Source organism: Streptomyces sp. NPDC055254 (assembly GCF_053606025.1).
Window position 1 is genome coordinate 65,293 of sequence record NZ_JBSGQV010000020.1, and the last position, 21,654, is coordinate 86,946.

Genomic DNA, 21,654 nt, shown 5'->3' on the forward strand with positions numbered 1-21,654 from the left:
CGCCCTTTCCGCACAACCTGCACACGGCGTCCGAGGAGACAACACGTGGCTCAACGCAACAGACGACCCTTACGCGCGGCGCTCGCCGCCCTGACCTCGGTCCTGCTCCTTCCGGTCGGCGCGGGAGTCGCCGCCGCCGCACCGGAGCCCGGTCCCACTCCGAGCGCGGCCGAGCGCAAGATCGAACCCGAGCTCCGCGCCCAGCTCGACGGTGCGGCCAAGGCCGTCTTCTGGGTGTACCTCGACAGCGCCGCCGACCTGACGGCGGCGGCGGAGCAGCCGACCCGCGCCGCCAAGGCCGAAACCGTCCTGAGGACCAAGAAGGACCACGCGGCGCGCAGCCAGGCGGAGGTCGTCAAGGCGCTCAAGGGCGCCGACGCCGAGTACACCTCGTACTGGATCGTGAACGCGGTCCGGGTCGTGGGCGGCGACAAGCTCGCCGGCACCCTGGCGCAGCGGCCCGAGGTCTCCCGGATCACCGCCGACGACAAGGTCGATCTCCCGAAGCCGGCCGACGGCACGCGCGAGGCCGCCGCCGACGCCGTCGAATGGAACATCGACCGGATCAAGGCCCCGCAGGTGTGGGACCAGCTCGGTGTGCGCGGCGAGGGGATCGTCGTCGCCAACATCGACAGCGGTGTCGACTACACCCACCCGGCCGTGAACGGCAAGTACCGGGGCCGGAACGCGGACGGCACCTACAGCCACGCGTACAACTGGTTCGACCCGGCGGGCGTCTGCGCCTCGGCGGCCCCGTGCGACAACAACGACCACGGCACCCACACGATGGGCACCATGGTCGGCGACGACGGCGGCGCCAACAGGATCGGCGTGGCCCCGGGCGCCACCTGGATCGCCGCCAAGGGCTGCGAGAGCAACTCCTGCTCCGAGGCCTCCCTGCTCGCCTCCGGCCAGTGGATCGTCGCCCCGACCGACGCGAGCGGCCAGAACCCGCGCCCCGACCTGGCCCCGCACGTGGTCAACAACTCCTGGGGCGGATCGGGCGGCGACACCTGGTACCAGGAGGTCGTCAACACCTGGCGCGCCGCCGGCATCTTCCCGGCCTTCTCCAACGGGAACGCCGGCCCCGGCTGCACCACCAGCGGCTCACCCGGCGACTACGCGAACTCCTACAGTTCCGGCGCCTTCGACATCAACAACACGATCGCCCCGTTCTCCTCGCGGGGCGCGGGTCCCGGCGGCATCATCAAGCCGAACATCGCGGCCCCCGGCGTGAACGTGCGCTCCTCCGTCCCCGGCGGCGGCTACGACGCCTTCTCGGGCACCTCGATGGCCTCCCCGCACACCGCCGCCACCGTGGCGCTGCTCTGGTCCGCCGCGCCGTCCCTCGAAGGCGACGTCGCGCAGACCGAGTCACTGCTCGACGGCACGGCGCAGGACACCGAGAGCAGCCAGTGCGGCGGCACGCCCGCCGACAACAACGTCTTCGGTGAGGGCAAGCTCGACGCCCTCGCCGCCGTGAACGCCGCCCCGCGCGGTGCGATCGGCGCACTCGGCGGCACCGTCCGCTCCGGCGGCGAGCCGCTCGCGGGCGTGAAGGTCACCGCCGACGGTCCGATCGACCGCACGACGACCACCGCCGCCGACGGCACCTACAGCTTCGCCGCCCTCTCGGTGGGCGAGTACGCGCTGACCGCGGCGAAGTTCGGCTACGGCCAACAGAGCGGGACGGCGACGGTCACCGAGAACGGCACCGCCACCGGTGACTTCACGCTCACCCAGGCCCCCTCCGGCAAGCTCACCGGCACGGTGTCCTCCGCCGCCGGACCCGCCCCCGGCGCCTCCGTCACCATCGCGGACACCCCGCTGAGCGCGACCACCGACGCGCAGGGCCGCTTCGAGGTCACCCTTCCGCACGGCACGTACGACGTGAACGCGACCCACTCCAGCCGGTGCCTCACCGGCGGCACGGCGAAGGTCACCGTCGCGGGGGACACCGGCGTCGCCGTCAACCTGCCCGAGCGCACCGACGGCTACGGCTACGCCTGCGCCGCCGCGAACGACCGCCCGTACGCGCCCGGCAGCAGCCGGCTCGCGCTGACCGGTGACAACACCACCGAGCGCGTCGACCTCCCCTTCCCGCTCCCGCTGTACGGAAAGACGTACGGCCAGGCGTGGATCGGGACGAACGGGACGGTGAGCTTCGGCGGCAACAACACCGGTGACATCAACGGGAACATCCCGAGCACGGCCACGCCCAACGCGGCCCTGTACCCCTTCTGGGACGATCTGGTCGTGGGCGCCCCCGGCACCGGCTCCGGTGTCTTCACCGCCGTCACCGGCACCGCCCCGCACCGCAGTTACGTGATCGAGTGGCGTGCGGTCTCCCACTGGTCGGCGCAGGCGGACACGTTCTCCTTCTCGGCCGCCATCGGCGAGGACGGAACCGTCTCCTACTCCTACCAGGGCACCGGCGGCACCGGGATCAAGGGCGGCTCCACGGCAACGGTCGGCGTGGAGAACGCGACCGGCACCGACGCGTTCACGTACTCCTTCAACACCGCGGTCATCTCGGACGGCCTCTCCATCGCCTTCCGGACCACCAGGAGTGGCGTGGTGGCGGGCCGGGTGCTCGACGCCAACGACGGCAACGGCGTCGCCGGAGCCACGGTCACCGTGGGCACGGGCGACACGGCCGTGTCCGCGACCACGGCCGCGGACGGCGGCTACGTCGTGCAGAGCCCGTCCGGCGCCCGGACGGTCTCCCTCGCCGCGGCCCGGTACGAGCCCGTGCAGAGGACGGTGGAGGTCAAGGCGGCCGAGGTCACGGGGGTCACGCAGTCGCTGCGCACCGGCAGGGTGACGGCGTCCGCGGCGGCCGTGGAGGTCGTGCTGGGGCCGGGCCAGAAGCGGACCCGCACGCTCGACCTCACCAACCCGGGCCTCGGTACGGACTTCACGGTGGCCGAGGACGCCGCCTGGCTCACGGCCGCTCCGGGCGCCGGGAACCTCCCGACCGGCGGCAAGGCCGTGATCGGCCTGGACGTCGACACGGCAGGGCTGACCCCGGGGTCGGTCCTGACCGCGGACCTGAAGATCACCTCGGCCAGCGGCCGTACCCCGGTGCTGACGGTCCCGGTCAAGCTCGTCGTCCCGCGCTACCAGGTCGCCCTGGACGCCGGCTCCGCCTACGCGGGCACCGACGCGCTCGGTGACAGCTGGTCCCCGGACCGCAAGTACACCGCCGGCTCCTACGGCTACCAGGGGAACGCCTCGGTACAGGCCACCGGCCGCGCCATCGCCGGAACGGAGGACCAGCGGCTCTTCCGCAACGCCCGTGAGGGCATGTACGAGTACCGCTTCGACAACGTCCCGAACGGCACCTACACGGTGGAGCTCGGTTTCGCGGAGCTGTCCTCCACGCGGCCGAACAAGCGCGTCTTCGACGTCCTCGCCGAGGGCACGCAGGTGCTGCCCTCCCTGGACATCTCCCTGGAGGCGGGTACGTACACGGCCCTGACCCGTACGTACACGGTGACGGTCACGGACGGGGTCCTCAACGTCCGCTTCGTCACGCACAGCGGATTCGGCAAGCCGCTGCTGAACACGCTGCGGGTGACCGACCGCCCCGACAAGGGCTGACCGTTCGCTCCGGCGGGGCCACAAGCGACCCGGCGCCGCCGCGGGGCGGCATTCGGGTGGCGGGCGCCGCGACGTCGCCGCGACGCGCCGGGGCGGGCTGACCGGCTCGTTAGCGTGGACGACCATGACGCTCCTGAGCGGCCGGGCCGATGACCTCCGCACCCTCCTGGACCCCGCCGACCCCGGGGCGGTGTGGGCCGTCGGCGGACCCGAAGGGACCGACGGCGGATCAGCCGGCGGATCAGGCGGGGGGTCCGGCAGCGAGTCCGGGGCGGCGGATCGCGACCTCGACGTCGGCGGGCTCGCCGCCGTCCTCGCCGTGTGGCCGGTCATCGGCGCCCTCGTGGACGAGGGCTCGCTCCGCCTGCACACCCCCCTCGCCTCCTACGGCCCCGAGGCCGCCGACGGGCTCCCCGCCGCCACCACCGCCCACCACCTCCTCACGCACGCGGAGGGCCCCGCCGTCCTCGCGCTCACCCGTCTCGCCGAGCACCTCGGCCAGGCGCCCCTCGCGGAGCTCGCCGCCACCCGCGTCTGGGGGCCGCTCGGTATGGACCGCACCCGGTTCGCGGACGGCACCCTGTGCGCGCCCCTCGCCGACCTCACGCGCTTCCCGCGCCACCTCCTATCCCCGGTGGACGCGGATCCGCCCGGCATCACCCGTTCCTGGACCGCCGAGTCCCTGCGCATCCGTACCGGCGAGCTCACCCCCGCCCGCGGCCTCCTCTGGCACCCGGCCCCGCACGGAGTGTGGGGCCACCACGCCCGGGAGGGCGGTCCGGGCATGTGGCTCTCACCGCGGCGCGGCCGCTGGGCGGTGCTCGTCCCGGATCGCGGCCAGGACTCGCTCCGGACGGCCTTCCGCGAGGCGGCTTTCGCGCCGACGCCGCTGAGCTGAGCGGCCGCTGTGCACGATCCGGAATGCGCCCCAGGAGGTGCGACCGGATGCCGCGTACCCGCTGACGCGACCGCGAGGTACCCGGCCCGACCACCCGTGGGACGAGGTGGTGCCGGGCCTGGGGCCGGGCGGCCACTCGGGCTCACCCGTTCCGGTCTCGTCGCGGCCCGGTGCCTCGTGCACCGGGGGACGGAGCCGTAGCGCGCCGTCGACCTCGTACGGCGGCGACGGCGGTCGCGATCCCCGCTCGGGCGCTGAACAGCGACACCTTCACCTCCTCCCTCGCGCCGGGGCCGGACGCGGCCGCGCCGCTCGTCGACCTGGACCCCCGCCCGTAGCGCCCGTGGCGCTCGGAGCGCGCACCTCCGGTGGGCGACGTACGGTGATGCCGAAGTCACCGACCGTCGATTCCCGCGCGGAGGTACACGGATGCGCATGCTCCCAGGGGCCGCCCCCGACGGCGACGACCTCCTCGGCCTCCGGGTGACGCCGGCGCCGCGGCGCCCCCGGTACACCCGGTTGCGAAGCGCCCGCCCGGGGCCGCCTCCCGCCCGCCGGTGACCGTACGCCCGCCGCCCGCCTGCCCGCCGCTTGCCGTCCGCCGCCGCCGACCCCGAGCGCAGGCCCCCGCCGACGTACGACGCGTACGCCACGGCCCGACGGCCGCTCCCCGGACCCGCCGCGCCCCGACGCCCCCACGCCCTCGTACTCCCGGTGCCTTGTCGACCCCCCGCCCCCCGATCCCTGTCGAACCCGCGAGGAAAACATGCCCGACGCCGCGACCTCCGCGACTTCCTTCCCGGACACCGGTCTGCTGGACGCACTGTGCCGAGAACTGGCCGAGGCCGCGGACGCGGTCGGCGAAGCCGCCCGTGATGCCTCCGGTCTGGCCCTCGGCGTCCGCCTGCCCGCGGCCGCCCTCGCCCGGGGAGGCCGGCGCAGGCTCGGCTGGCGCACCTTGCTGCGGACCCTGACCGACCCGGCGGGCCTCGGCTGGGCCCCGCGCGGCCGGGGCGTGGCCCGGGCGGGCCGGCTCGCCGGCATCCTGACCGGCCGCGAGAACCTCGCGGTCAGCATGGCCGTCTGCGGTCTCCGGGCCAGGATCGGCGCGGCCGCCGCGCACCACCCCGAACTCCTCGACGATCCGGGCGCCGCAGCCGTGCTCAGGGCGGTGGGGGAGGACCGCCAGGCGGAAGCCGTCCGGCTGTTCCGGCGCATCGTGCGGGACCGCGGCGCCGAGCACGCCTTCCCGCTCCTGGCCCCGGCCTTCGCCGACGTCCTGGCCTGGCACGCGCTGACGGACGCGAACCCGTTCAACGACCACGCGGGATGGCAGGTCGCCACCGGCCGCGCCGTCACCGCCGAGCCGCTCCTGGGGCTGGGCGCCGCCGTGCTCGCCTTCTGCGACCGCGGGCCCGCTGCCGCCCCGCCCTCCGCTCCGCCGCGGCGGGCACCGCACCCGTCTTCCCGGGCCCTGCGGGCGCTTCCGCGGCCGCGTCCGCTCCCGCGCCGCCGCCCGGCCGCGGGCGACCTGCGCACGCACGCCGCCGCGCTGCGTTCACACGCCCGGCGGCTGCGCCGGGCCGTGGCCGGGTCCCCGCGGGGAGCGGCCGGCCGGAGCCCGCGGGCCACCGCACTCCACGCCGAGGTCACCGTCCTCGCCGAGCGCTGCGCGACGGCCGCGAACGGTTTCGCGCTGGCCGCCGTACAGCTCGACGGGGGGTCCGGGCGGCCGCACTGAGCAGCCGCCGAGGTGATCGGTCCGGTGCCCGGCCGCCGCCCGAGTCTCGACGCTGCCACTGGTCACGGTGACGATTCCTTCAGTTCTCGTGGTTCTCGTGGTCCTTGTGGACGGACAGGCGGCGCAGGGCGGCCAGCGCCCGCGCCGTGGTGTCTGCCGGGGATCCGGACACGTCGACGACGACGCCGGGCTCGTCGCGCTGGAGCGGCTCCAGCGTGGCGAACTGCGAGTCGAGCAGGGTGGTGGGCATGAAGTGGCCCGTGCGGGCTGCCATCCGCTCCTCGATCAGCGGGCGTTCGCCCGCGAGGTGGACGAAGACCGCTCGCGGCGCCGCGGCGCGCAGGCGGTCGCGGTAGGCGCGCTTGAGGGAGGAGGCGGCGACCACGCCGCCGCGCCGGCAGGCGCTGTCGCGGATCCATTGCCCGATGGCGTCGAGCCACGGCCGGCGGTCCTCGTCGTCCAACGGGGTGCCCGCCGACATCTTGGCGACGTTCGCCGGCGGATGGAACGCGTCGCCCTCGGCGTAGGGAAGGGAGAGTGCCTCCGCGAGCAGCCGGCCCACGGTCGTCTTGCCGGTGCCGGCCACTCCCATCACCACGATCACGCGGGGGGTGGTCCACTGCTGCGTGCTCAACGCCGCACCTCGCTCTTCTCGCTGTCCCCAGATTCCGGTTGACGGGCCGGCTCACGGGCCCGGAGCCGGCGCTCGGAATCGGCGACCCCAGGCTAGGTGCGGAATAATGGCGGCGCGCCGGCAGATGGAAGAACCGGCTCAGGCGAATCGGTCGAAACGGCCGGGGCCCCGACACATCCGGTGCTCCGGCAGGAGAATGGAGCACCCGATGGACGTGCAGCACTTCGAGCGGATCACCGCGTTCATCGAAGCGCGGCTCACCCCGCTGTTCGACGCCGGGACCGGCAGCGAGTACGGCTTCGGGATGGACGACACCTCCCGCGCCCTGCGCGCGTTGCGCAACTCCGTTCTGGAGGCCTCGGCCGTCAAGGGCCTCATCGAGACGCGGGAGTCGGCCGATCCCGCCGTGCGCCGGGTCATCGACCAGTCGGTGGAGCACCACTGGGACGTGCTGCGCGGCATCGCCCGCCAGTGGGAGGACCACGCGGACTTCCGGCGGGAGTTCAAGCGCCACGCGTGGGAGCTCGACGGGGTCGTCACCGCCGACGCGTCGTCCTGACTTCTCGCGAGACGGGGCAGCGCCCCGGCCCGACGCGTTCGCGCGCCGGGCCGGGGCGCTGTCGTCAGGACTCGAACGCACGGCGGCGCCGCACGCGTCCCAACCCCGTTCCCTGCCGGGTGTATTGACAGGAACGTTTCAAGAGTTTTACGTTCCAGGCACTTGAGAGCGCTCTCAATCACGCTCTCTCCGCCGCCATCCCCACGAGGTGCGCACATGTCAGCCCCCCGCACAGACCGACCGCCCTCCCGATTGCGGTCCCTCGCCGCGATGTCCGGGAGCACCGCCCTGGCCACCCTGCTCGCCGCTCTCTGCCTCACCGGCACCGGCACCGGCGCCTCCGCGGCACCCGCGGCCACCGTCCCCGTCGGCGCCGGCAGCTACTCGGACACCCGGCCCGCCGGAACCTCCGGCCCCACCACCAACACCGGTGCGCCGGTCACCCCCAAGGTGACCCCCGCCGCCCAGGGCAAGCCGGTCCCCACCAACGACTGGTGGTCCTCCCTGGCCTTCCAGCGCTACGGCGACAACCCGTACTCCACCCCCATGTACGGGCACCCTCTGACCTACCAGGCCACCGCGGCGGGCCTCGACATCGGATACCCCACGACCCCCGCGATCGTCGGCGAGGGCCGTCAGTACGAGTACGCCCATCGGCGCGACCTGACCCTCGGCCTCACCGGACTCAACTCCCCCGACACCAAGGCCGACGCCTGGTCGGACTGGACCGTCACGCCCTACTGGTCCGACGGCGCGCGCACCCTGCGCACCACCATCGGCCACGGCATGCCCTTCGTCTACGCCAAGGGCACGGGCGGCAGCGCGCGCATCACGACCGCCACCGCCCCCCAGGTCTTCGCCGACCAGGGCAACGTCGTGGGCATCACCGTCGCCGGACACCACTACGCGCTGTTCGCCCCCACCGGCAGCGACTGGACGGTCTCCGGCTCCACCCTCACCGCCGACCTGGGGGCCAAGGACTACTTCTCACTGGCGGTGCTGCCCTCGACCAGCGCCCTCGCCACCTTCCAGAAGTACGCGTACAGCTTCGTCACCGGCTCCCGCGTCTCCTGGAGCTCCGCGTCCGGCACCGTGCGCGCCACGTACAGCCTCACCACCCAGCCCCAGGAGGGCACGGAGACCGGTACCCTCCAGGCCCTCTACCGGCACCAGTGGCTGCACACGGCCGATCCGCTGACCTCCCACACCTACGTCTCCCCGCGCGGCACCATGAAGGTCCGCGAGTCCGCCACCTTCACCACGAGCCAGAAGGCGTCCGGAGTCCTGCCCGCCCTGCCGAAGGCGGCGGGCACCGACGCCGCCCGGCTGCGCAGCCACCTGAACGAGGCGGCGAACGCCGCCGACCCGTTCTCGGGAGCCACGGACACCTACTGGACCGGCAAGGCACTGGGCCGCCTCGCCCAACTGGTCCCGCTCGCCGAGCAGATCGGTGAGACCGCCACCCGTGACAAGTTGCTCAACCTGATGAAGGGCCGTCTCCAGGAGTGGTTCACGGCGGGCGGCCCGAGCGAGTTCTCCTACGACTCCAACTGGCGCACCCTGACCGGCTATCCCGCCTCCTACGGCAGCGACACCGAGCTCAACGACCACCACTTCCACTACTCGTACTACGTCTACGCAGCCGCGATCGTCGCCCAGTACGACCCGGCCTGGGCCGCGGACTCGGCCTGGGGCGGCATGGTGAAGACCCTCGTGCGGGACTCCGCCAACCCGAGCCGCACCGACACCGCCTTCCCGTTCCTGCGCGGCTTCGACGTGTACGCGGGGCACAGCTGGGCCTCCGGCCACCAGGGCTTCGCCGCCGGCAACAACCAGGAGTCCTCCTCCGAGTCCACCAACCTCAGCGCCGGCCTGGTCCTGTGGGGTTCGGCCACCGGTGACGCCTCGCTGCGCGACCTGGGCACCTTCCTGCTGACCACGGAGTCCGAGGCCATAGCCCAGTACTGGTTCGACGCCGACCAGCAGGTCTTCCCGTCGTCCTTCGGGCACGACACCGCGGGCATGGTCTGGGGCAGCGGGGTCGCCTACGCGACCTGGTGGACGGCCAACCCGGAGGAGATCCACGGCATCAATGTCCTCCCCGTGACCGGCGGTTCGATCCACCTCGGCGGCCGCAAGGAGGCGATCCGGCGCAACATCGCGGAGCTGGAGCGAGAGAACGGCGGACCCGCCGTCGAATGGCGCGACATCCTCTGGGAGTTCCAGTCGCTGGCCGATCCGGCGGCGGCCAAGGCCAAGTGGGACGCGGGCAGCGGCTCGTACACCCCCGAGCAGGGCGAGTCCCGGGCCCACACGTACCACTGGATCACCACGCTCGACACGCTCGGCGCACCCGACGCGACCGTGACCGGCGACCTGCCGACCTCGGCCGTCTTCAGCAAGGGCACCGTCCGCACCTACGCGGCCCACAACCACGGCTCGACCGCCCGCACCGTCACGTTCTCCGACGGCGCGAAGCTCACGGTCCCGGCCCGCTCCACCGCGACCGGCACCGGCACCGGCACCGATCCCACGGACCCGACCGACCCGGGCCCCTCCACGGGCAACACCTTCCAACTGCGTACCGGGGGGACCCTCACCACCGCCACCGGCGGGACGGCCGGCAGCGACACCATCGCTTCGGCGGGCGGCGCCAACCACGACGGCACCCCGCACCAGCCGCTGGTCTACGAGGCGAAGGGGGTCAACGGGACGTTTAAACCGGGCACCGCGAGCGCCTTCCGGCTGCAGCTCGACGCGGGCACCGCGGTCGGCCTCGGCCAGCAGGCCAGGATCAGCTACGACCTCACCGGTGACGGCACCTTCGACCGGACCGAGACCTACCACTACTTCGCCACCGACCCGGTGGCGGGCTGGGAGGAGTACAGCCAGGCCCGCGGGCTGCGGTCCGCGACGGGCGCCCTGGGCGACCTGCGCAACGGCACCGTACGACTGGAGGTGTGGCACGCCATCGGGAACGGCACGGCTCGGCTCCAGACCGGGACGGACCGCTCCGTCCTCGTGATCCCGTACGGATGACCGCGGGCACGGCGGGGGCCGGCGGGACCTGACACCGGACGCCCCGCACCGGATCCGGGGCCGAGCCCCGGATCCGGCTGTCCGGCGGTCGAGCTGTCCGGCTATCCGGTGGTCGCGGCCGCCGGGTCGCGCAGGACGCCTATCTTGTCGATGCGGTGCTCGGGATTGCCCTGGGCGTCACTCCAGAAGTTGCCCGCGGCGTGGTCCTCGGGAGTGGCGCAGGTCGAGATGGTGATCATGGCCCGGGTGGGCGCCGTCCCGGGCGCGCCGGGCACCGCGGCGCGCTGCTCGTCCAGCGAACGCTCCGAGCGGAAGGACGTGGAGCGGGTCGCGACGATCTCGTAGGTGTACGTCGTCCCGTCCACCGTGACCAGGACGGTGTCGCCCGGGTCCACGGCGGGCAGGTCGCGCAGCGGGCCGCCCGCCGACAGGCGGTGTGCGGTGACCAGGAAATTGCCGATCCGGCCCGGACCGACCCCGCCGGCCTCGCCGTACGGGCTCGCCGCATCTCCCCGGTCCTGGATGCGGGTGCCCGCGACATCGTCGGTGGTCCCCTCGTACGGCACGACGCGCAGGCCGCTCACACCCGCCGAGGGGATCGACAGCGTGGAGACCCGGGTGTGCCCCGAGCCGGCGGGGCGAGGCGGGGGCGCGGTGGCGGCCGGGGATGCCGGAACGCTCACGGGCGGAACCGACCGCGTCGGCGGCGGGTCCAAAGGCGGCGCGGGCGCCGCGGCCGACGTACGCGGTGGGGGAGCAGTGGCGGGCGCGCCCGCGGTGGCCTCGGGGGCGCACGCCGCCAGCAGGGCGGTCACGGCGCCGGCCAGTGCGGCGGACACGGCGCGGGGCGGGAGCGGCAGGGGCATGGCGGATTCCGTGGGGTCGGCCGGGTCCTGCGGCAGGGGAGGGACCCGGATCGCCCCGACAGAGTGGCATACGGAGCAAGGGCGACATAAGGGCCCCGGCTTGTGACCTGCGACCTGCGACTTGCGACCTGCGCTGCCCGGCGGCCGGGCCCCGGGTTGCTCCACGAGCCGTCCCCGTCACGCCTGCCCCCCGCCCGCGCCGGAGCCCGTGCAGCCGGGCTTTCCGATCGCCCACCCGCCGACACGGCGCGCCGACGGCGCGGGTTCGAGGACCGCCTTCCGGCCGCTACCGTCCCACGGGTTCCGTGCGACGGACGGTGACCGCGAGGGCGGTCCTCCCGGCCCTCAGCGCCGACCGCCGCGCAGCTTGGTGAGCATCCGGCGGGCCGCCGCCCGCTTCCCCGGGTCGGCCGCGGCACGGCGGGCCGAGGCGATGGTCCGCTGCCCCTGCGGGGTGCGGCTGAACGCCTTGATCTTCGCGAACAGTCCGGGCATGGCTCCTCCAGAGCGTCATCGTGCGCTGCGTCCCTGGGCGGATACCCCGCCGCCGCGTCTTGAACCGGCGCCACGGGGCCCTTCCACCGGGCCCGTTGCCCCGGTAGCCCCCGGAACCGGACTGTGAGCGAGCGCAGTCCCGGCCGAAGCCGAAGCCGAAGCCGAAGCCGAAGCCGAAGCCGCAGCCGCAGCCGAAGCCGCGGGCGCGGGCGACCGGAGCGCACCGATCCGCGGAGCGGCGGCGCACTGTTGTGCTCGGTCCCCTCCTACCGGCCGCGCCGACCGGGCGCCCGGGCGGCCCGGGCCCGCGTCCTCAACCGGCGGCGGCCTCCGGGTCCCCCGTCGTACGGGGAGCGGTCTGCTGGACCGCCCAGCCGTTGCCGTCCGGATCGGAGAAGTAGACGAAGGACCCCCAGGGCATGTCCTGGATCTCGGTCACCTCGATGCCCCGGCCCCGGAGGTCGGCGTAGGCCTCCTCGATGTCGCCCACCACGACCTGCATGTTGTCCAGCGACCCCGGGGTCATCCGGGTCAGGCCCTTGCCCACGGCGATCGAGCAGGCGGATCCCGGCGGAGTCAGCTGGACGAAGCGGATGTCCTCGCTGACGGTGATGTCGTGGTCGGCGTTGAAGCCGATCTTCTCGTAGAAGGCCTTGGCCCGGTCGACATCGGTGACGGGGACGGCGACCAGTTCCAGTTTGATGTCCATCAGGTGCTCCAGATTCGGCTGCGGCCCCGGATCGGGGCCTGACGGCCATCATGCTCGCGGGGCCGGTCCCGCACCGCCCGACACCACGCCCGCCGTGTCGGCCGTGGCCGTGTCCGCGGGGACCGCGTCCGCGTCTTCGGGCTCCGGCGCGACGTCGGCCGCGGCGAACTGGGTGAGGTACAGCTCCTCGTACCGACCGCCGAGCGCAAGCAACTCGGTGTGCGTGCCGCGCTCCACGATCCTGCCGTCCTCGACGACCAGGATCAGGTCCGCCGCCTGTACGGTCGACAGCCGGTGCGCGATCACCACCGCCGTCCGCCCGGCCAGCGCCTCGCCCAACGCCTCCCGCACCGCCGCCTCCGAGGTGGAGTCGAGGTGGGCGGTGGCCTCGTCCAGGATCACCACCCGCTGCCGGGCCAGCAGCAGCCGCGCGATGGTCAAGCGCTGCCGCTCCCCGCCCGAGAGCCGGTAGCCGCGCTCCCCGACGACCGTGTCCAGGCCGTCCGGCAGCGAGGCGACCAGCCCGTCGAGCCGGGACCGGCGCAGGGCCTCCCAGATCTCGGACTCCGCGGCGCCGGGGCGGGCCAGCAGCAGGTTCGCGCGTACCGACTCGTGGAAGAGGTGCCCGTCCTGGGTGACCATGCCGACGGTGTCGCGGATCGAATCGTGGGTGAGGTCCCGTACGTCGACGCCGCCCACCCGGACCGTGCCCGCGTCCGCGTCGTAGAGCCGGGGCAGGAGTTGGGCGATGGTGGACTTGCCGGCGCCGGAGGACCCCACCAGGGCGATCATCCGGCCGGGCTCCGCCCGGAAGGACACGTCGTGCAGTACCTTCGCCCCGCCCCGGGCGTCGAGGGCCGCGACTTCCTCAAGGGAGGCGAGCGAGACCTTGTCGGCGGAGGGGTAGCCGAACGAGACCCCCTCGAACTCCACGGCCACCGGCCCGTCCGGCACCGCGCGGGCGTCCGGCTTCTGGACGATGAGCGGCTCCAGGTCGAGGATCTCGAAGACCCGCTCGAAGCTCACCAGCGCGCTCATCACCTCGACGCGGGCGCCGGCGAGCGCGGTCAACGGGGCGTACAGCCTGGTGAGGAGCAGGGCCAGCGCGACGACCGACCCCGCGTCCAGGGTCCCGCGCAGGGCGTAGTACCCGCCGAGCCCGTACACGAGCGCGAGGGCCAGCGCCGAGACCAGGGTGAGGGCGGTGATGAAGGCGGACTGGGCCATGGCCGTGCGGATGCCGATGTCCCGTACCCGTGCGGCGCGGGCCGCGAACTCCGCCGACTCGTCCGCGGGCCGGCCGAAGAGCTTGACCAGCGTGGCGCCCGGGGCGGAGAACCGCTCGGTCATCCGGGTGCCCATCGAGGCGTTGAGTTCCGAGGCCTCGCGCTGCATGGCCGCCATCCGCACGCCCATCCGGCGGGCCGGCAGCACGAAGACCGGCAGCAGTACCAGCGCCAGCAGTGTGATCTGCCAGGAGATGCTCAGCATCACGGCGAGGGTCAGGAGCAGCGTCACCGTGTTGGCGACCACCCCGGACAGGGTGTTGCTGAAAGCCCGCTGGGCGCCGATCACATCGTTGTTCAGGCGGCTGACCAGGGCCCCGGTCCGGGTCCGGGTGAAGAAGGCGACCGGCATCCGCTGCACGTGGTCGAAGACGGCCGTCCGCAGGTCGAGGATCAGTCCCTCGCCGAGGGTGGCGGACAGTCGGCGGGTCAGCAGCCCCAGCGCCGCCTCGACGACCGCGATCAGCGCGATGAGGAGGGCGAGCCGGGTGACCGTGCCGCTCTCCCGGCCGTTCACGATCGCGTCGACCACCTGGCTGGCGAGTACCGGAGTGGCCACCGCGAGCAGCGCGGTCACCACGCTGAGCAGGAGGAAGAGGGTGAGCCCGCGGCGGTGCGGGCGGGCGAAGGCGGCGACCCGCCGCAGGCTCGCCCGGGAGAACGGGCGCCGGTCCTGCTGGGCGTTGATCGCGCTGTGCAGCGAGTGCCAGGCGGTGACTTCCATGTCCATGGCAGGAACGCTAGGACCTCGACCAAGGTCGAGGTCAAGGCGCCTGGCCGATGCCGCGCCGATGTCGGGCCCCGTCGTTCGCACCGGGCTCGAACGCCGCCAACTCCTTTGCGGGGGAGGCGTTTTCGTATCCTCCCGTCCGCGTCGGCGTCCGGTGGCATCATCGGTCCATGACGCAGGGATCCGAGTCCACTCCTTCAGACCGGCCGCCCATCACCACCACCACCGACACCGTGCCGCGCCGCTTCGAGCGATGGGCGCGGGACACCCCGGACGCCCGCGCGGTCATCGCCGGCCCGGACAGCCTCACCTACGGGCAACTCGACCTACGCTCCAACCAGTTGGCGCACCACCTGCTTGCCGCGGGCCTGCCGGCCGGTGCGGTGGTCGCCGTCGGGACGGACCGCCGGCCCGAACTCCTCGTCGCCCTGCTCGCCGTCCTCAAGGCCGGCGGGGCCTACACCGTCCTCGACGTCGAGCAACCGCGTACCGGGCAGCGCCAGCTCGCCGCCGTCGAGCCCTTCGCCCTGCTCACGCACGCCGCGCACCAGGCCCGCCTCGACCACGGCCGGGGCCTGCGGGTGGTCCGCCTCGGCGCCGAGGCCGCCGCCATCGCGGAGCGCCCCACCGGCCCGCCCGCCCGCAGCACCGGGGGCGGGCTGACCGCGGCGTACCTGTTCACCGGGGGAGCGGCACCGCGCGCCGTGGCCGTCGGCCACACCCGGCTGCTCGCCGCCCTCGACCGCTGGACTGAGGTCGTCCGGCCGCTGCCGGCGGACCGCCACCTGATCACCGCCGGCTCCGCCGTCACCGCCTTCGCGGCGGGCTGGACGCGCCCCCTGTGCACGGGCGGCGCCCTCGTCGTGCCGCGGAACGGGGCGTGGAAGCCCGACGAGATCCGGCACGCGGTCGAGTCCGAGCAGGTCACCGTCCTGCACACCGACCCGGCCGGAGCGTCCCGGCAGTTCCTGTGGGCGCCGGGTACCGGCGTCGCGGCGGCACGCGCCGCGACGACCGCCGTCCCCGGCGCCCGGACCGAGGACGGTGCGGGGCTGCGCGCACTGCGCCTGGTCACCGTCACCGGCGACCGGCTCTACGTGGACGAACAGGCCGCCCTGCAACGCCGGCTGCGGACCGGGGTACGGCTGCTCAACGTCTACGGGCCCACGGAGACCGCCGGAACCGGCACCTGGTTCGAACTGCCCCAGCTGCCAGGCCCGGTCGACGACCCCGCACGCGTCTGCCTCATCGGCACTCCCTTCCCGGGCTGCCGCGCGGAGCTGCGTGACGGGCAGCTGTACCTCACCCCGCCCGAAGGCGGTGACGCCGTCCCCACCGGGGACCTCGCCCGGCTCCGTGACGACGGGCTGCTGGAGTTCGGCGGCCGGCTCCGCGACCGGATCACCCTCGACGGCCGCTCGCTGGACCCGCACCAGGTGGAGTCCGTGATCCGGGCCCACGAGGGCGTCGGATCCGTGCTGGTGGCCGCGGTGGCCGGATTCGGGGGCGCGCGCCGCCTCGTCGCCTACGTCGCCCCGCCGATGGAGGACCCCGCCCGGCCGCCGGGAGCAGGCCTGCCCGACACCGACGGGCTGCGCGAGCACCTCGCCGGCCGGCTGCCCGCCGAGGACCGGCCGCGAGCCGTGGTGCGGCTGCGGACCCTGCCCCGCAACGAGGCGGGCCAGGAGGACCGCGACGCCCTGCCGCAACCGGCGCGGGCACCCGCCCACACCCCGCCGCGGCACACCGGCAAGTACGCGAGCGCGTCCACCGGCGAGGGCTCGGCCTCCTGCGCGATCGGCTGCGGGGTGCTCTGGCTGGGTTTCGCCGCCCGGATCCTGACCGACGTCATCTGGCCGGGCGCGACCGACGTGACGGGGGTGCCGCAGCCCTGGGCGTTCCTCTTCCAGGTCCTCTACGTCTTCGAGTGCGTCGCCTTCGGTCTCGGCGTGGCCTTCCTCGTCGGCGGACGGCCCCGGATGCGGGCCCTCGGCCACGGCCGGAAGCTCACCGCCGCCGCCCACCTGGCGATCGTCTACCTGCTGGCGGCCTGGTGGCCCCAGGACAACTTCTACCGGCTGGCCGCCAAACAGGACTGGCCGCACCAGGCCGCCCTGGTCTACGTCTTCAACGTCCCGCTGATGATCGCGGCGGCGGTCGTGGCCTACTTCGCGACCCGCAGGCGCGCCCACCTCTTCGATTTCGAGGACTGAGCGGGGTCGCGGTGAAGGCCGGAGCGGGGGCCCGGGTCGGGGCCGCGGCCGGGGACGGGCTCGAACTCCGGCCCGAACCCGGCGCCGACCGCCAGAGCCCGCGCCCGGACCAGCGCCTCGGCCGCGTCCAGGACCTCAGGGGCCCGCGCCGCCACCAGCACGCCGAGCCAGGGCGCCGGATCGAAGGCACCGGTCGGGATCGTGGGGACGAACACCGCCCCGAGCTCCGCGCACTCCCCGGCCAGGGCCGTACACAGCTCGTCCAGCTGCGCCTCGGGAAGCCGCGCGCCCAGCTCCACCCGGTCGGCGATCCGTACGAGGTGTCCCGCGCCCCGCAGCACGTCCAGCCGGGCCGCGACCATGAAGGCGATCGAGGGACCGGTCAGCCGCAGGTTCGTCTCGGTGGGCGCGAGCCGCCCCGCACCGTCGGCGACGAAGTCCACGTCGAACCAGCCCCGGTAGCCGGCGGCCGCCAGCTCCCGGCCCACCGCCCCGCCGAAGGACAGCAGCGGCTGCTCCGCCCAGGCGGGCACCACGCCGGGGCCCACCGTGGCGCCCCGGTAACCGGCGCCCTCCACGTCCATCACCGCGCCGCCGACCTCGTGCACCCGGCCGCCGGCGTCCACGAAGCCGTCGTACGTCAGGTCGCGCGGGCCGTCCCCGTCCTGCGCCGCGGGACCGCCGACGTACTCCTCCACCAGCAGCGGGCCGCGCGGCAGGCCGCGCAGCGCGGCGCGTGCTCCGCCGGCGGCCCGGACCCGGCCCGGGGTGAGCACGGTGGTGCCCGAACCCCCCACCCCGTGCTCCGATTTCAAAACGGTGCTCCCGCCGGCCGCCGCCCGTGACGCGACCCGCCGGACGGCCGCCCGCCGGGTGTTCACCCGCCACTGCGCGGGGAGCGTGATCAGGGGGTGCCCGCCGCCCGCCAGGATGCGGGCGAACAGCCCGTGCGCCGCCGACTTCGACTCGTACCGCAGGTCCCGGGCCCGCCACGGCCGGCCCGCCAGCGCCGCGAACGGCTCGGTCGGCCCCCACGGTACGAGGGGCAGCCCGGCCCCCGTGAGCAGCGCCGCCAGCGGCGGCCGGGCCCGTACCGCGGCCGACAGGCCGCAACCCCGCTCCACGAGCCCGTCGTACACCTCGACCCCCTCCCAGCCCAGCTGGCGGCAGACCAGCCCGGTCCAGCCCCGGGGCACCGTGCGCGGCAGCACCAGCGCCGCCGGACAGGGGCTGTAGAAGGCGGCCAGGCAGGCGTAGTGGTGCGCGGCCCCCTGCTCCCGGTCGAGGGAGGCGTCGGCGAACTGCGCGTTGAACTCGGCGACGTTGCCCACATGGACGGCCCGCCCGCCGCCCGTCCAGGCCCGGGCCCAGTCCGCGAGCGCGGCGGGCGCCGCCGTGAACCGCACCAGGGCGCCGCCCGCTCCGTCGGCCCCGGCCGCGCCCATGGCCCGGTAGAAGCCGGCCGCGTGCGGGTCGGCGTCGATCACCAGCTCCCGGAACCCGAGCTCCGCGGCCCTGCGCAGGGCGTCGCGGTACAGCAGCCGCCCCACGCCCCGCCCGATCGCCGACGGTTCCACGAACAGCAGCCCCAGCTCCGCCCGCGGGGGAGTCCCCTCCAGCGAGGCGAGCCCGAGCACGGTCCCGTGCCCGTCCTGCGCCACCACGATGCGCCTGGCCGTCACGTCGTCGGCGCGGATCCGCAGTTCCTCGGCGCACGCGGCGAGGAAGGCCGCGTCGTACCCCCAGTGCGCCTTGGACCGCATCACGAGCCCGGTCAGCGCGGCCGCCTCAGCGGTCCGTGCGGCCCTGACCTCCACCATTCCCCGGCCTCCCCATGGTCCGGTGGCAGGCCGTGCGATAGATTCGGCCAGCCCTCACGGCACATCCTTTCCCAACCACGCGGAGACAGGCTTCTCAATGAGCGACATCATCAACGGACTTGGCCGCACCACCGCCTACGGTGCCCTCGGCCTGGTCCTGCTGATCCTCGGTATCGTCCTCGTCGACGTGCTGACGCCCGGGAAGCTCCCGAAGCAGATCTGGGAGGAGCGCAACCGCAACGCGGCCCTCCTGCTCAGCTCGGCGCTGCTCGGTATCGGCGGCATCGTCTTCACCTCGATCTGGACGACCTACGACGACTTCGGCAAGGGCCTGCTGTCGACGGCGGCCTTCGGCGTCCTCGGCCTGATCCTGATGGCGGTGGCCTTCCTGGTGCTCGACCTGGTGACCCCGGGCAAGCTCGGCGCCATCGTGGTCGACCCGGAGCCCCACCCGGCCGTCTGGGTCACGGCTTCCTGCAACCTCGCCGTGGCCGCCGTCGTCGCGGCCTCGATCGCCTGACGCCGCAGCACACGGCATACGCCGCGCGGGACACGGCATGCGCTGTGCGCCACGCGCCACACGCTGCGCGCCACACGCCGCGAGAGCGCCGCTCCTTCCCGGGAGCGGCGCTCTCGCCGTATCTCACACGCGCGCTACGCCAGCCCCAGCGCGAACACCGCGTATCCCGCCGCCAGCACCCCCGCCGCGGCCCGCCGCACCCCTGTCGTCCCGCGCCAGGGCTCCTCGAACCGGCGGGCGTACCGGGCGATGCCCACCAGCAGCGCCGCGAAGACCGGCATCCACGCCAGCCTCGCCGCGATCCACCCCACGCTGTCCGGCGCGGTCGTCAGCCCCGCCAGCCCGCCGCTCAGGAGGGAACCGGGAACGGCCGCGGCCAGCATGGCCGTCTGGTGCCAGCACAGGATGGTCATCGCACACAGGTTGATCACCACCACCGGTGCCCACAGCGCCGGCCGGGCCAGCAGCCGCGCGATCCGGTCGCGCAGCAGGATCGCGGCCCCCGACTGAGCCGAGGCCAGGGCCAGCACCAGCAGCGACGGCGGGTGCGAGTTGGTCCGCGCCTCGCCCGGCACCCCCACCATCGACGCCGGGTAGTGGAAGACCACCAGCAGCGCCGCGAACAGCACCACCCCGCCGGCCAGCAGCAGCCGGGCCCCGTACCGCCCGATCCGCCGCTCGCCCCAGGACACCCCGAGCTGGTACGCGAACAGCCAGCCCGGCAGGATGTTCACGAGGGACAGCCACGAGGGCACGGAGTCCGCGAGCGGCCCGTACCGCAGGAGGTCCACGACCGCGACGGTGGCGAACAGCGGCGCCGCCGCCCATCCGCCGAGCCGGCCCGCCGCCCGTACGCAGTACGGCGTCAGCGCGGTGACCACCGCGTACACCCCCACGAACCACAGGGGTTGGATCACCAGCGTCGCCGCGGTCCGCAGCGTCGCCTCCGGCACGCCGACCGCGTACAGCACCGGCGCCGCCAGCGCCCACACCGCGGTGACCCCCAGCACCGGGCGGCCCAGCCGGACGATCCTGCCCTTGAGCCACGCCCCCGCCGACCCCGCGCGGCGCCGGTAGGACAGCGCCGAGGCGTAGCCGCCGACCAGGAAGAAGATGCCGAGCATCTGGAGCACCCAGCCGGCCGGGGCGAGCCCACCGAAGTGGGAGAGCGGGCTCGCGTTGTGCAGCCCGCCCCCGGGGTCGAGGGTGAAGCCGCCCAGCAGCCAGTGGCCCGTCGGCACCGCGAGCAGGGCCAGGGCCCGCAGTCCGTCGACGGCCCGGTCTCGATGGGCGGGGGTCCGGCGGTCGATCCGCGCCGCGGTCGCCCTCAGCTCGACCAGCGCGCTCATCGGGCCTCTCCTCGCGCGATGGCGGCGAAGGCCGCCAGTGAGCGGGTCCCGGGGGCGAAGTAGCCGGTGTGGCCCCGCACGTCGCCGGCGGGCACCCGCCGGGCGCCGAAGGCCGGGGACGTCGGGTCGGCGCCGTGCCCGATCCCGCCGAGCTCGACGTTCGGTACGTCGGCGATCCAGTCCGAGGGCCCCCGGGCCGCCCAGACGCGGGCCCGCGTCCGCAGACCGGCCGCGGTGCCGGCGCGCATGCCGGGGGAGCCCAGGGCGACGATGTCGGTGGCGTCCGTGTGCCGGGCCGCGAGCCCGCAGACCACCGAGCCGTAGCTGTGGCAGAACAGCGCCGGATCGGGCGCGCCGACCGTGTCGAGCCCCTGGGTGAACCGGACGAGCCGGGCCGCCCCCGCCTGCGCCAACCGGCCGTCGGCCGCGTCCAGACCGACCCCGACGGGAGTGGTGTAGCCGATCCACGCGATCACGGCCGTGGACCCCCCGGCCGCGGTGCGCAGGGCGGTGGCCATCCCCGCCGGGCCGGTGTCCGGCGCGCGTCGGCGGTCGTGGCCGGTGGCGTCGTTGTCCGATCCCGGCACGATCACCGAGACGTGCTCCGCGCGCTCCAGATCCCCGAACACCTCGGCGACCTGGCCCCGGCCGCGCGGGTCGAAGGCGAGGATCTGCCGGCCCGGAGCGGCGAGCGAGGCGTACCGCGCCTCGCCCGTCGCGGTGACGGCGATCCGGTTCGCCTCGTACCGCAGGGGGAGCGGCGCGCCGTCCAGATTGCCCAGCACCAGCGGGTGCCGGCGCAGGAGTTCGCGCCGCCCGGAGTCGTCCAGTCCCGCGAAGAAGTGGGCCACCTCCTGCGGCGCGGCGCTCGCCGGATCGGGCAGCGGGAGGCCGGACAGCGTCTCGGACCGCCAGTCGGCGGTGCCCGGCGGCGGTCCGGTGACAGCCCGCTGGCTGTCGCCGGAGGCCCACCCCGCGCTCCCCACGACGACGGTGACCGCCACCGCTGCCGTGACCAGCGTCCTTCCGAAGCGGCGCATGCCACTTCCCCCCTCCTCGTCGCGAACCTTGTGACGAGGAGGAAGGTAGGAAGCGGGTACCGGCGCGTACGTCGGACCGGGGAGCCAATTCGGATGTCATACCCCGGTAGGGGGTGGAGGAGAGAGCCGCTCCGGCTCCCGGCCGAATGTCC

At 74.5% G+C, this 21,654-nt stretch carries 15 protein-coding genes; 7 read left to right on the forward strand and 8 right to left on the reverse strand.

Features of this window, described 5'->3' with window-relative positions:
• Nucleotides 1–45 precede the first annotated feature (45 nt).
• The 3 genes from ACWFQ8_RS20200 to ACWFQ8_RS20210 all read left to right on the forward strand — a co-directional run bounded on the left by ACWFQ8_RS20200 (nucleotide 46) and on the right by ACWFQ8_RS20210 (nucleotide 6,242).
• Entirely contained in the window at nucleotides 46–3,603 is a 3,558-nt protein-coding gene (locus ACWFQ8_RS20200; protein WP_453787614.1) for a S8 family serine peptidase, read from the forward strand.
• A 124-nt stretch (nucleotides 3,604–3,727) separates the two neighbouring features.
• Nucleotides 3,728–4,501, forward strand: coding sequence for a hypothetical protein (locus ACWFQ8_RS20205; protein WP_453787615.1), 774 nt, complete (start codon nucleotides 3,728–3,730; stop codon nucleotides 4,499–4,501).
• Nucleotides 4,502–5,267: 766 nt separating this feature from the next.
• Nucleotides 5,268–6,242 carry a hypothetical protein gene (locus ACWFQ8_RS20210; RefSeq protein WP_453787616.1) on the forward strand — a complete coding sequence of 325 codons (975 nt, stop codon included), beginning with the start codon at nucleotides 5,268–5,270 and terminating at the stop codon, nucleotides 6,240–6,242.
• A 79-nt stretch (nucleotides 6,243–6,321) separates the two neighbouring features.
• Here the strand turns inward: ACWFQ8_RS20210 and ACWFQ8_RS20215 are convergent, their stop codons facing one another.
• Nucleotides 6,322–6,834 carry a gluconokinase gene (locus tag ACWFQ8_RS20215; protein ID WP_453787657.1) on the reverse strand — a complete coding sequence of 171 codons (513 nt, stop codon included), beginning with the start codon at nucleotides 6,832–6,834 and terminating at the stop codon, nucleotides 6,322–6,324.
• A 250-nt stretch (nucleotides 6,835–7,084) separates the two neighbouring features.
• Between ACWFQ8_RS20215 and ACWFQ8_RS20220 the strand changes: the two genes are divergently transcribed.
• The gene (locus tag ACWFQ8_RS20220; protein WP_453787617.1) at nucleotides 7,085–7,435 is read left to right on the forward strand and encodes a hypothetical protein; all 351 of its coding nucleotides are present in this window, start codon (nucleotides 7,085–7,087) and stop codon (nucleotides 7,433–7,435) included.
• Between the two features lie 270 nt (nucleotides 7,436–7,705).
• On the forward strand, nucleotides 7,706–10,474 hold the full coding sequence (locus ACWFQ8_RS20225) for a glycosyl hydrolase (protein ID WP_453787618.1): 2,769 nt from the start codon (nucleotides 7,706–7,708) through the stop codon (nucleotides 10,472–10,474).
• A gap of 101 nt (nucleotides 10,475–10,575) precedes the next feature.
• Here the strand turns inward: ACWFQ8_RS20225 and ACWFQ8_RS20230 are convergent, their stop codons facing one another.
• The 4 genes from ACWFQ8_RS20230 to ACWFQ8_RS20245 all read right to left on the reverse strand — a co-directional run bounded on the left by ACWFQ8_RS20230 (nucleotide 10,576) and on the right by ACWFQ8_RS20245 (nucleotide 14,560).
• A complete protein-coding gene (locus ACWFQ8_RS20230; RefSeq protein WP_453787619.1) occupies nucleotides 10,576–11,340 on the reverse strand; it encodes a class E sortase in 765 nt (254 codons plus the stop codon).
• A 345-nt stretch (nucleotides 11,341–11,685) separates the two neighbouring features.
• A complete protein-coding gene (locus ACWFQ8_RS20235) occupies nucleotides 11,686–11,835 on the reverse strand; it encodes a hypothetical protein (RefSeq protein ID WP_453787620.1) in 150 nt (49 codons plus the stop codon).
• Nucleotides 11,836–12,148: 313 nt separating this feature from the next.
• Nucleotides 12,149–12,544: a VOC family protein gene (locus ACWFQ8_RS20240; protein ID WP_453787621.1), complete on the reverse strand. Its 396-nt coding sequence runs from the start codon at nucleotides 12,542–12,544 to the stop codon at nucleotides 12,149–12,151.
• A gap of 48 nt (nucleotides 12,545–12,592) precedes the next feature.
• On the reverse strand, nucleotides 12,593–14,560 hold the full coding sequence (locus tag ACWFQ8_RS20245) for an ABC transporter ATP-binding protein (RefSeq protein WP_453787622.1): 1,968 nt from the start codon (nucleotides 14,558–14,560) through the stop codon (nucleotides 12,593–12,595).
• Between the two features lie 170 nt (nucleotides 14,561–14,730).
• Between ACWFQ8_RS20245 and ACWFQ8_RS20250 the strand changes: the two genes are divergently transcribed.
• Nucleotides 14,731–16,773 carry an AMP-binding protein gene (locus ACWFQ8_RS20250; RefSeq protein ID WP_453787623.1) on the forward strand — a complete coding sequence of 681 codons (2,043 nt, stop codon included), beginning with the start codon at nucleotides 14,731–14,733 and terminating at the stop codon, nucleotides 16,771–16,773.
• Here ACWFQ8_RS20250 and ACWFQ8_RS20255 read toward each other — a convergent pair.
• A complete protein-coding gene (locus tag ACWFQ8_RS20255; RefSeq protein WP_453787624.1) occupies nucleotides 16,725–18,593 on the reverse strand; it encodes a GNAT family N-acetyltransferase in 1,869 nt (622 codons plus the stop codon). The genes ACWFQ8_RS20250 and ACWFQ8_RS20255 overlap by 49 nt on opposite strands.
• A 97-nt stretch (nucleotides 18,594–18,690) precedes the next feature.
• Here ACWFQ8_RS20255 and ACWFQ8_RS20260 point away from each other — a divergent pair, with 97 nt between their 5' ends.
• The gene (locus ACWFQ8_RS20260) at nucleotides 18,691–19,113 is read left to right on the forward strand and encodes a DUF350 domain-containing protein (protein ID WP_453787625.1); all 423 of its coding nucleotides are present in this window, start codon (nucleotides 18,691–18,693) and stop codon (nucleotides 19,111–19,113) included.
• Between the two features lie 134 nt (nucleotides 19,114–19,247).
• On the opposite strand, the gene ACWFQ8_RS20265 is transcribed toward ACWFQ8_RS20260, so the two are convergent.
• Entirely contained in the window at nucleotides 19,248–20,462 is a 1,215-nt protein-coding gene (locus ACWFQ8_RS20265) for an acyltransferase family protein (protein ID WP_453787626.1), read from the reverse strand.
• The gene (locus ACWFQ8_RS20270) at nucleotides 20,459–21,502 is read right to left on the reverse strand and encodes an alpha/beta hydrolase (protein WP_453787627.1); all 1,044 of its coding nucleotides are present in this window, start codon (nucleotides 21,500–21,502) and stop codon (nucleotides 20,459–20,461) included. The genes ACWFQ8_RS20265 and ACWFQ8_RS20270 overlap by 4 nt, the downstream gene beginning before the upstream one ends.
• Nucleotides 21,503–21,654: the final 152 nt, after the last annotated feature.

Bases quoted from the DNA above. Each gene is read 5' to 3' on its own strand.
- ACWFQ8_RS20205 (WP_453787615.1), top strand. From the start codon at position 3,728: ATGACGCTCCTGAGCGGCCGGGCCGATGACCTCCGCACCCTCCTGGAC.
- ACWFQ8_RS20210 (WP_453787616.1), top strand. From the start codon at position 5,268: ATGCCCGACGCCGCGACCTCCGCGACTTCCTTCCCGGACACCGGTCTG.
- ACWFQ8_RS20215 (WP_453787657.1), bottom strand. From the start codon at position 6,834: ATGGGAGTGGCCGGCACCGGCAAGACGACCGTGGGCCGGCTGCTCGCG.
- ACWFQ8_RS20220 (WP_453787617.1), top strand. From the start codon at position 7,085: ATGGACGTGCAGCACTTCGAGCGGATCACCGCGTTCATCGAAGCGCGG.
- ACWFQ8_RS20225 (WP_453787618.1), top strand. From the start codon at position 7,706: ATGTCCGGGAGCACCGCCCTGGCCACCCTGCTCGCCGCTCTCTGCCTC.
- ACWFQ8_RS20230 (WP_453787619.1), bottom strand. From the start codon at position 11,340: ATGCCCCTGCCGCTCCCGCCCCGCGCCGTGTCCGCCGCACTGGCCGGC.
- ACWFQ8_RS20235 (WP_453787620.1), bottom strand. From the start codon at position 11,835: ATGCCCGGACTGTTCGCGAAGATCAAGGCGTTCAGCCGCACCCCGCAG.
- ACWFQ8_RS20240 (WP_453787621.1), bottom strand. From the start codon at position 12,544: ATGGACATCAAACTGGAACTGGTCGCCGTCCCCGTCACCGATGTCGAC.
- ACWFQ8_RS20245 (WP_453787622.1), bottom strand. From the start codon at position 14,560: ATGGACATGGAAGTCACCGCCTGGCACTCGCTGCACAGCGCGATCAAC.
- ACWFQ8_RS20250 (WP_453787623.1), top strand. From the start codon at position 14,731: ATGACGCAGGGATCCGAGTCCACTCCTTCAGACCGGCCGCCCATCACC.
- ACWFQ8_RS20255 (WP_453787624.1), bottom strand. From the start codon at position 18,593: ATGGTGGAGGTCAGGGCCGCACGGACCGCTGAGGCGGCCGCGCTGACC.
- ACWFQ8_RS20260 (WP_453787625.1), top strand. From the start codon at position 18,691: ATGAGCGACATCATCAACGGACTTGGCCGCACCACCGCCTACGGTGCC.
- ACWFQ8_RS20265 (WP_453787626.1), bottom strand. From the start codon at position 20,462: ATGAGCGCGCTGGTCGAGCTGAGGGCGACCGCGGCGCGGATCGACCGC.
- ACWFQ8_RS20270 (WP_453787627.1), bottom strand. From the start codon at position 21,502: ATGCGCCGCTTCGGAAGGACGCTGGTCACGGCAGCGGTGGCGGTCACC.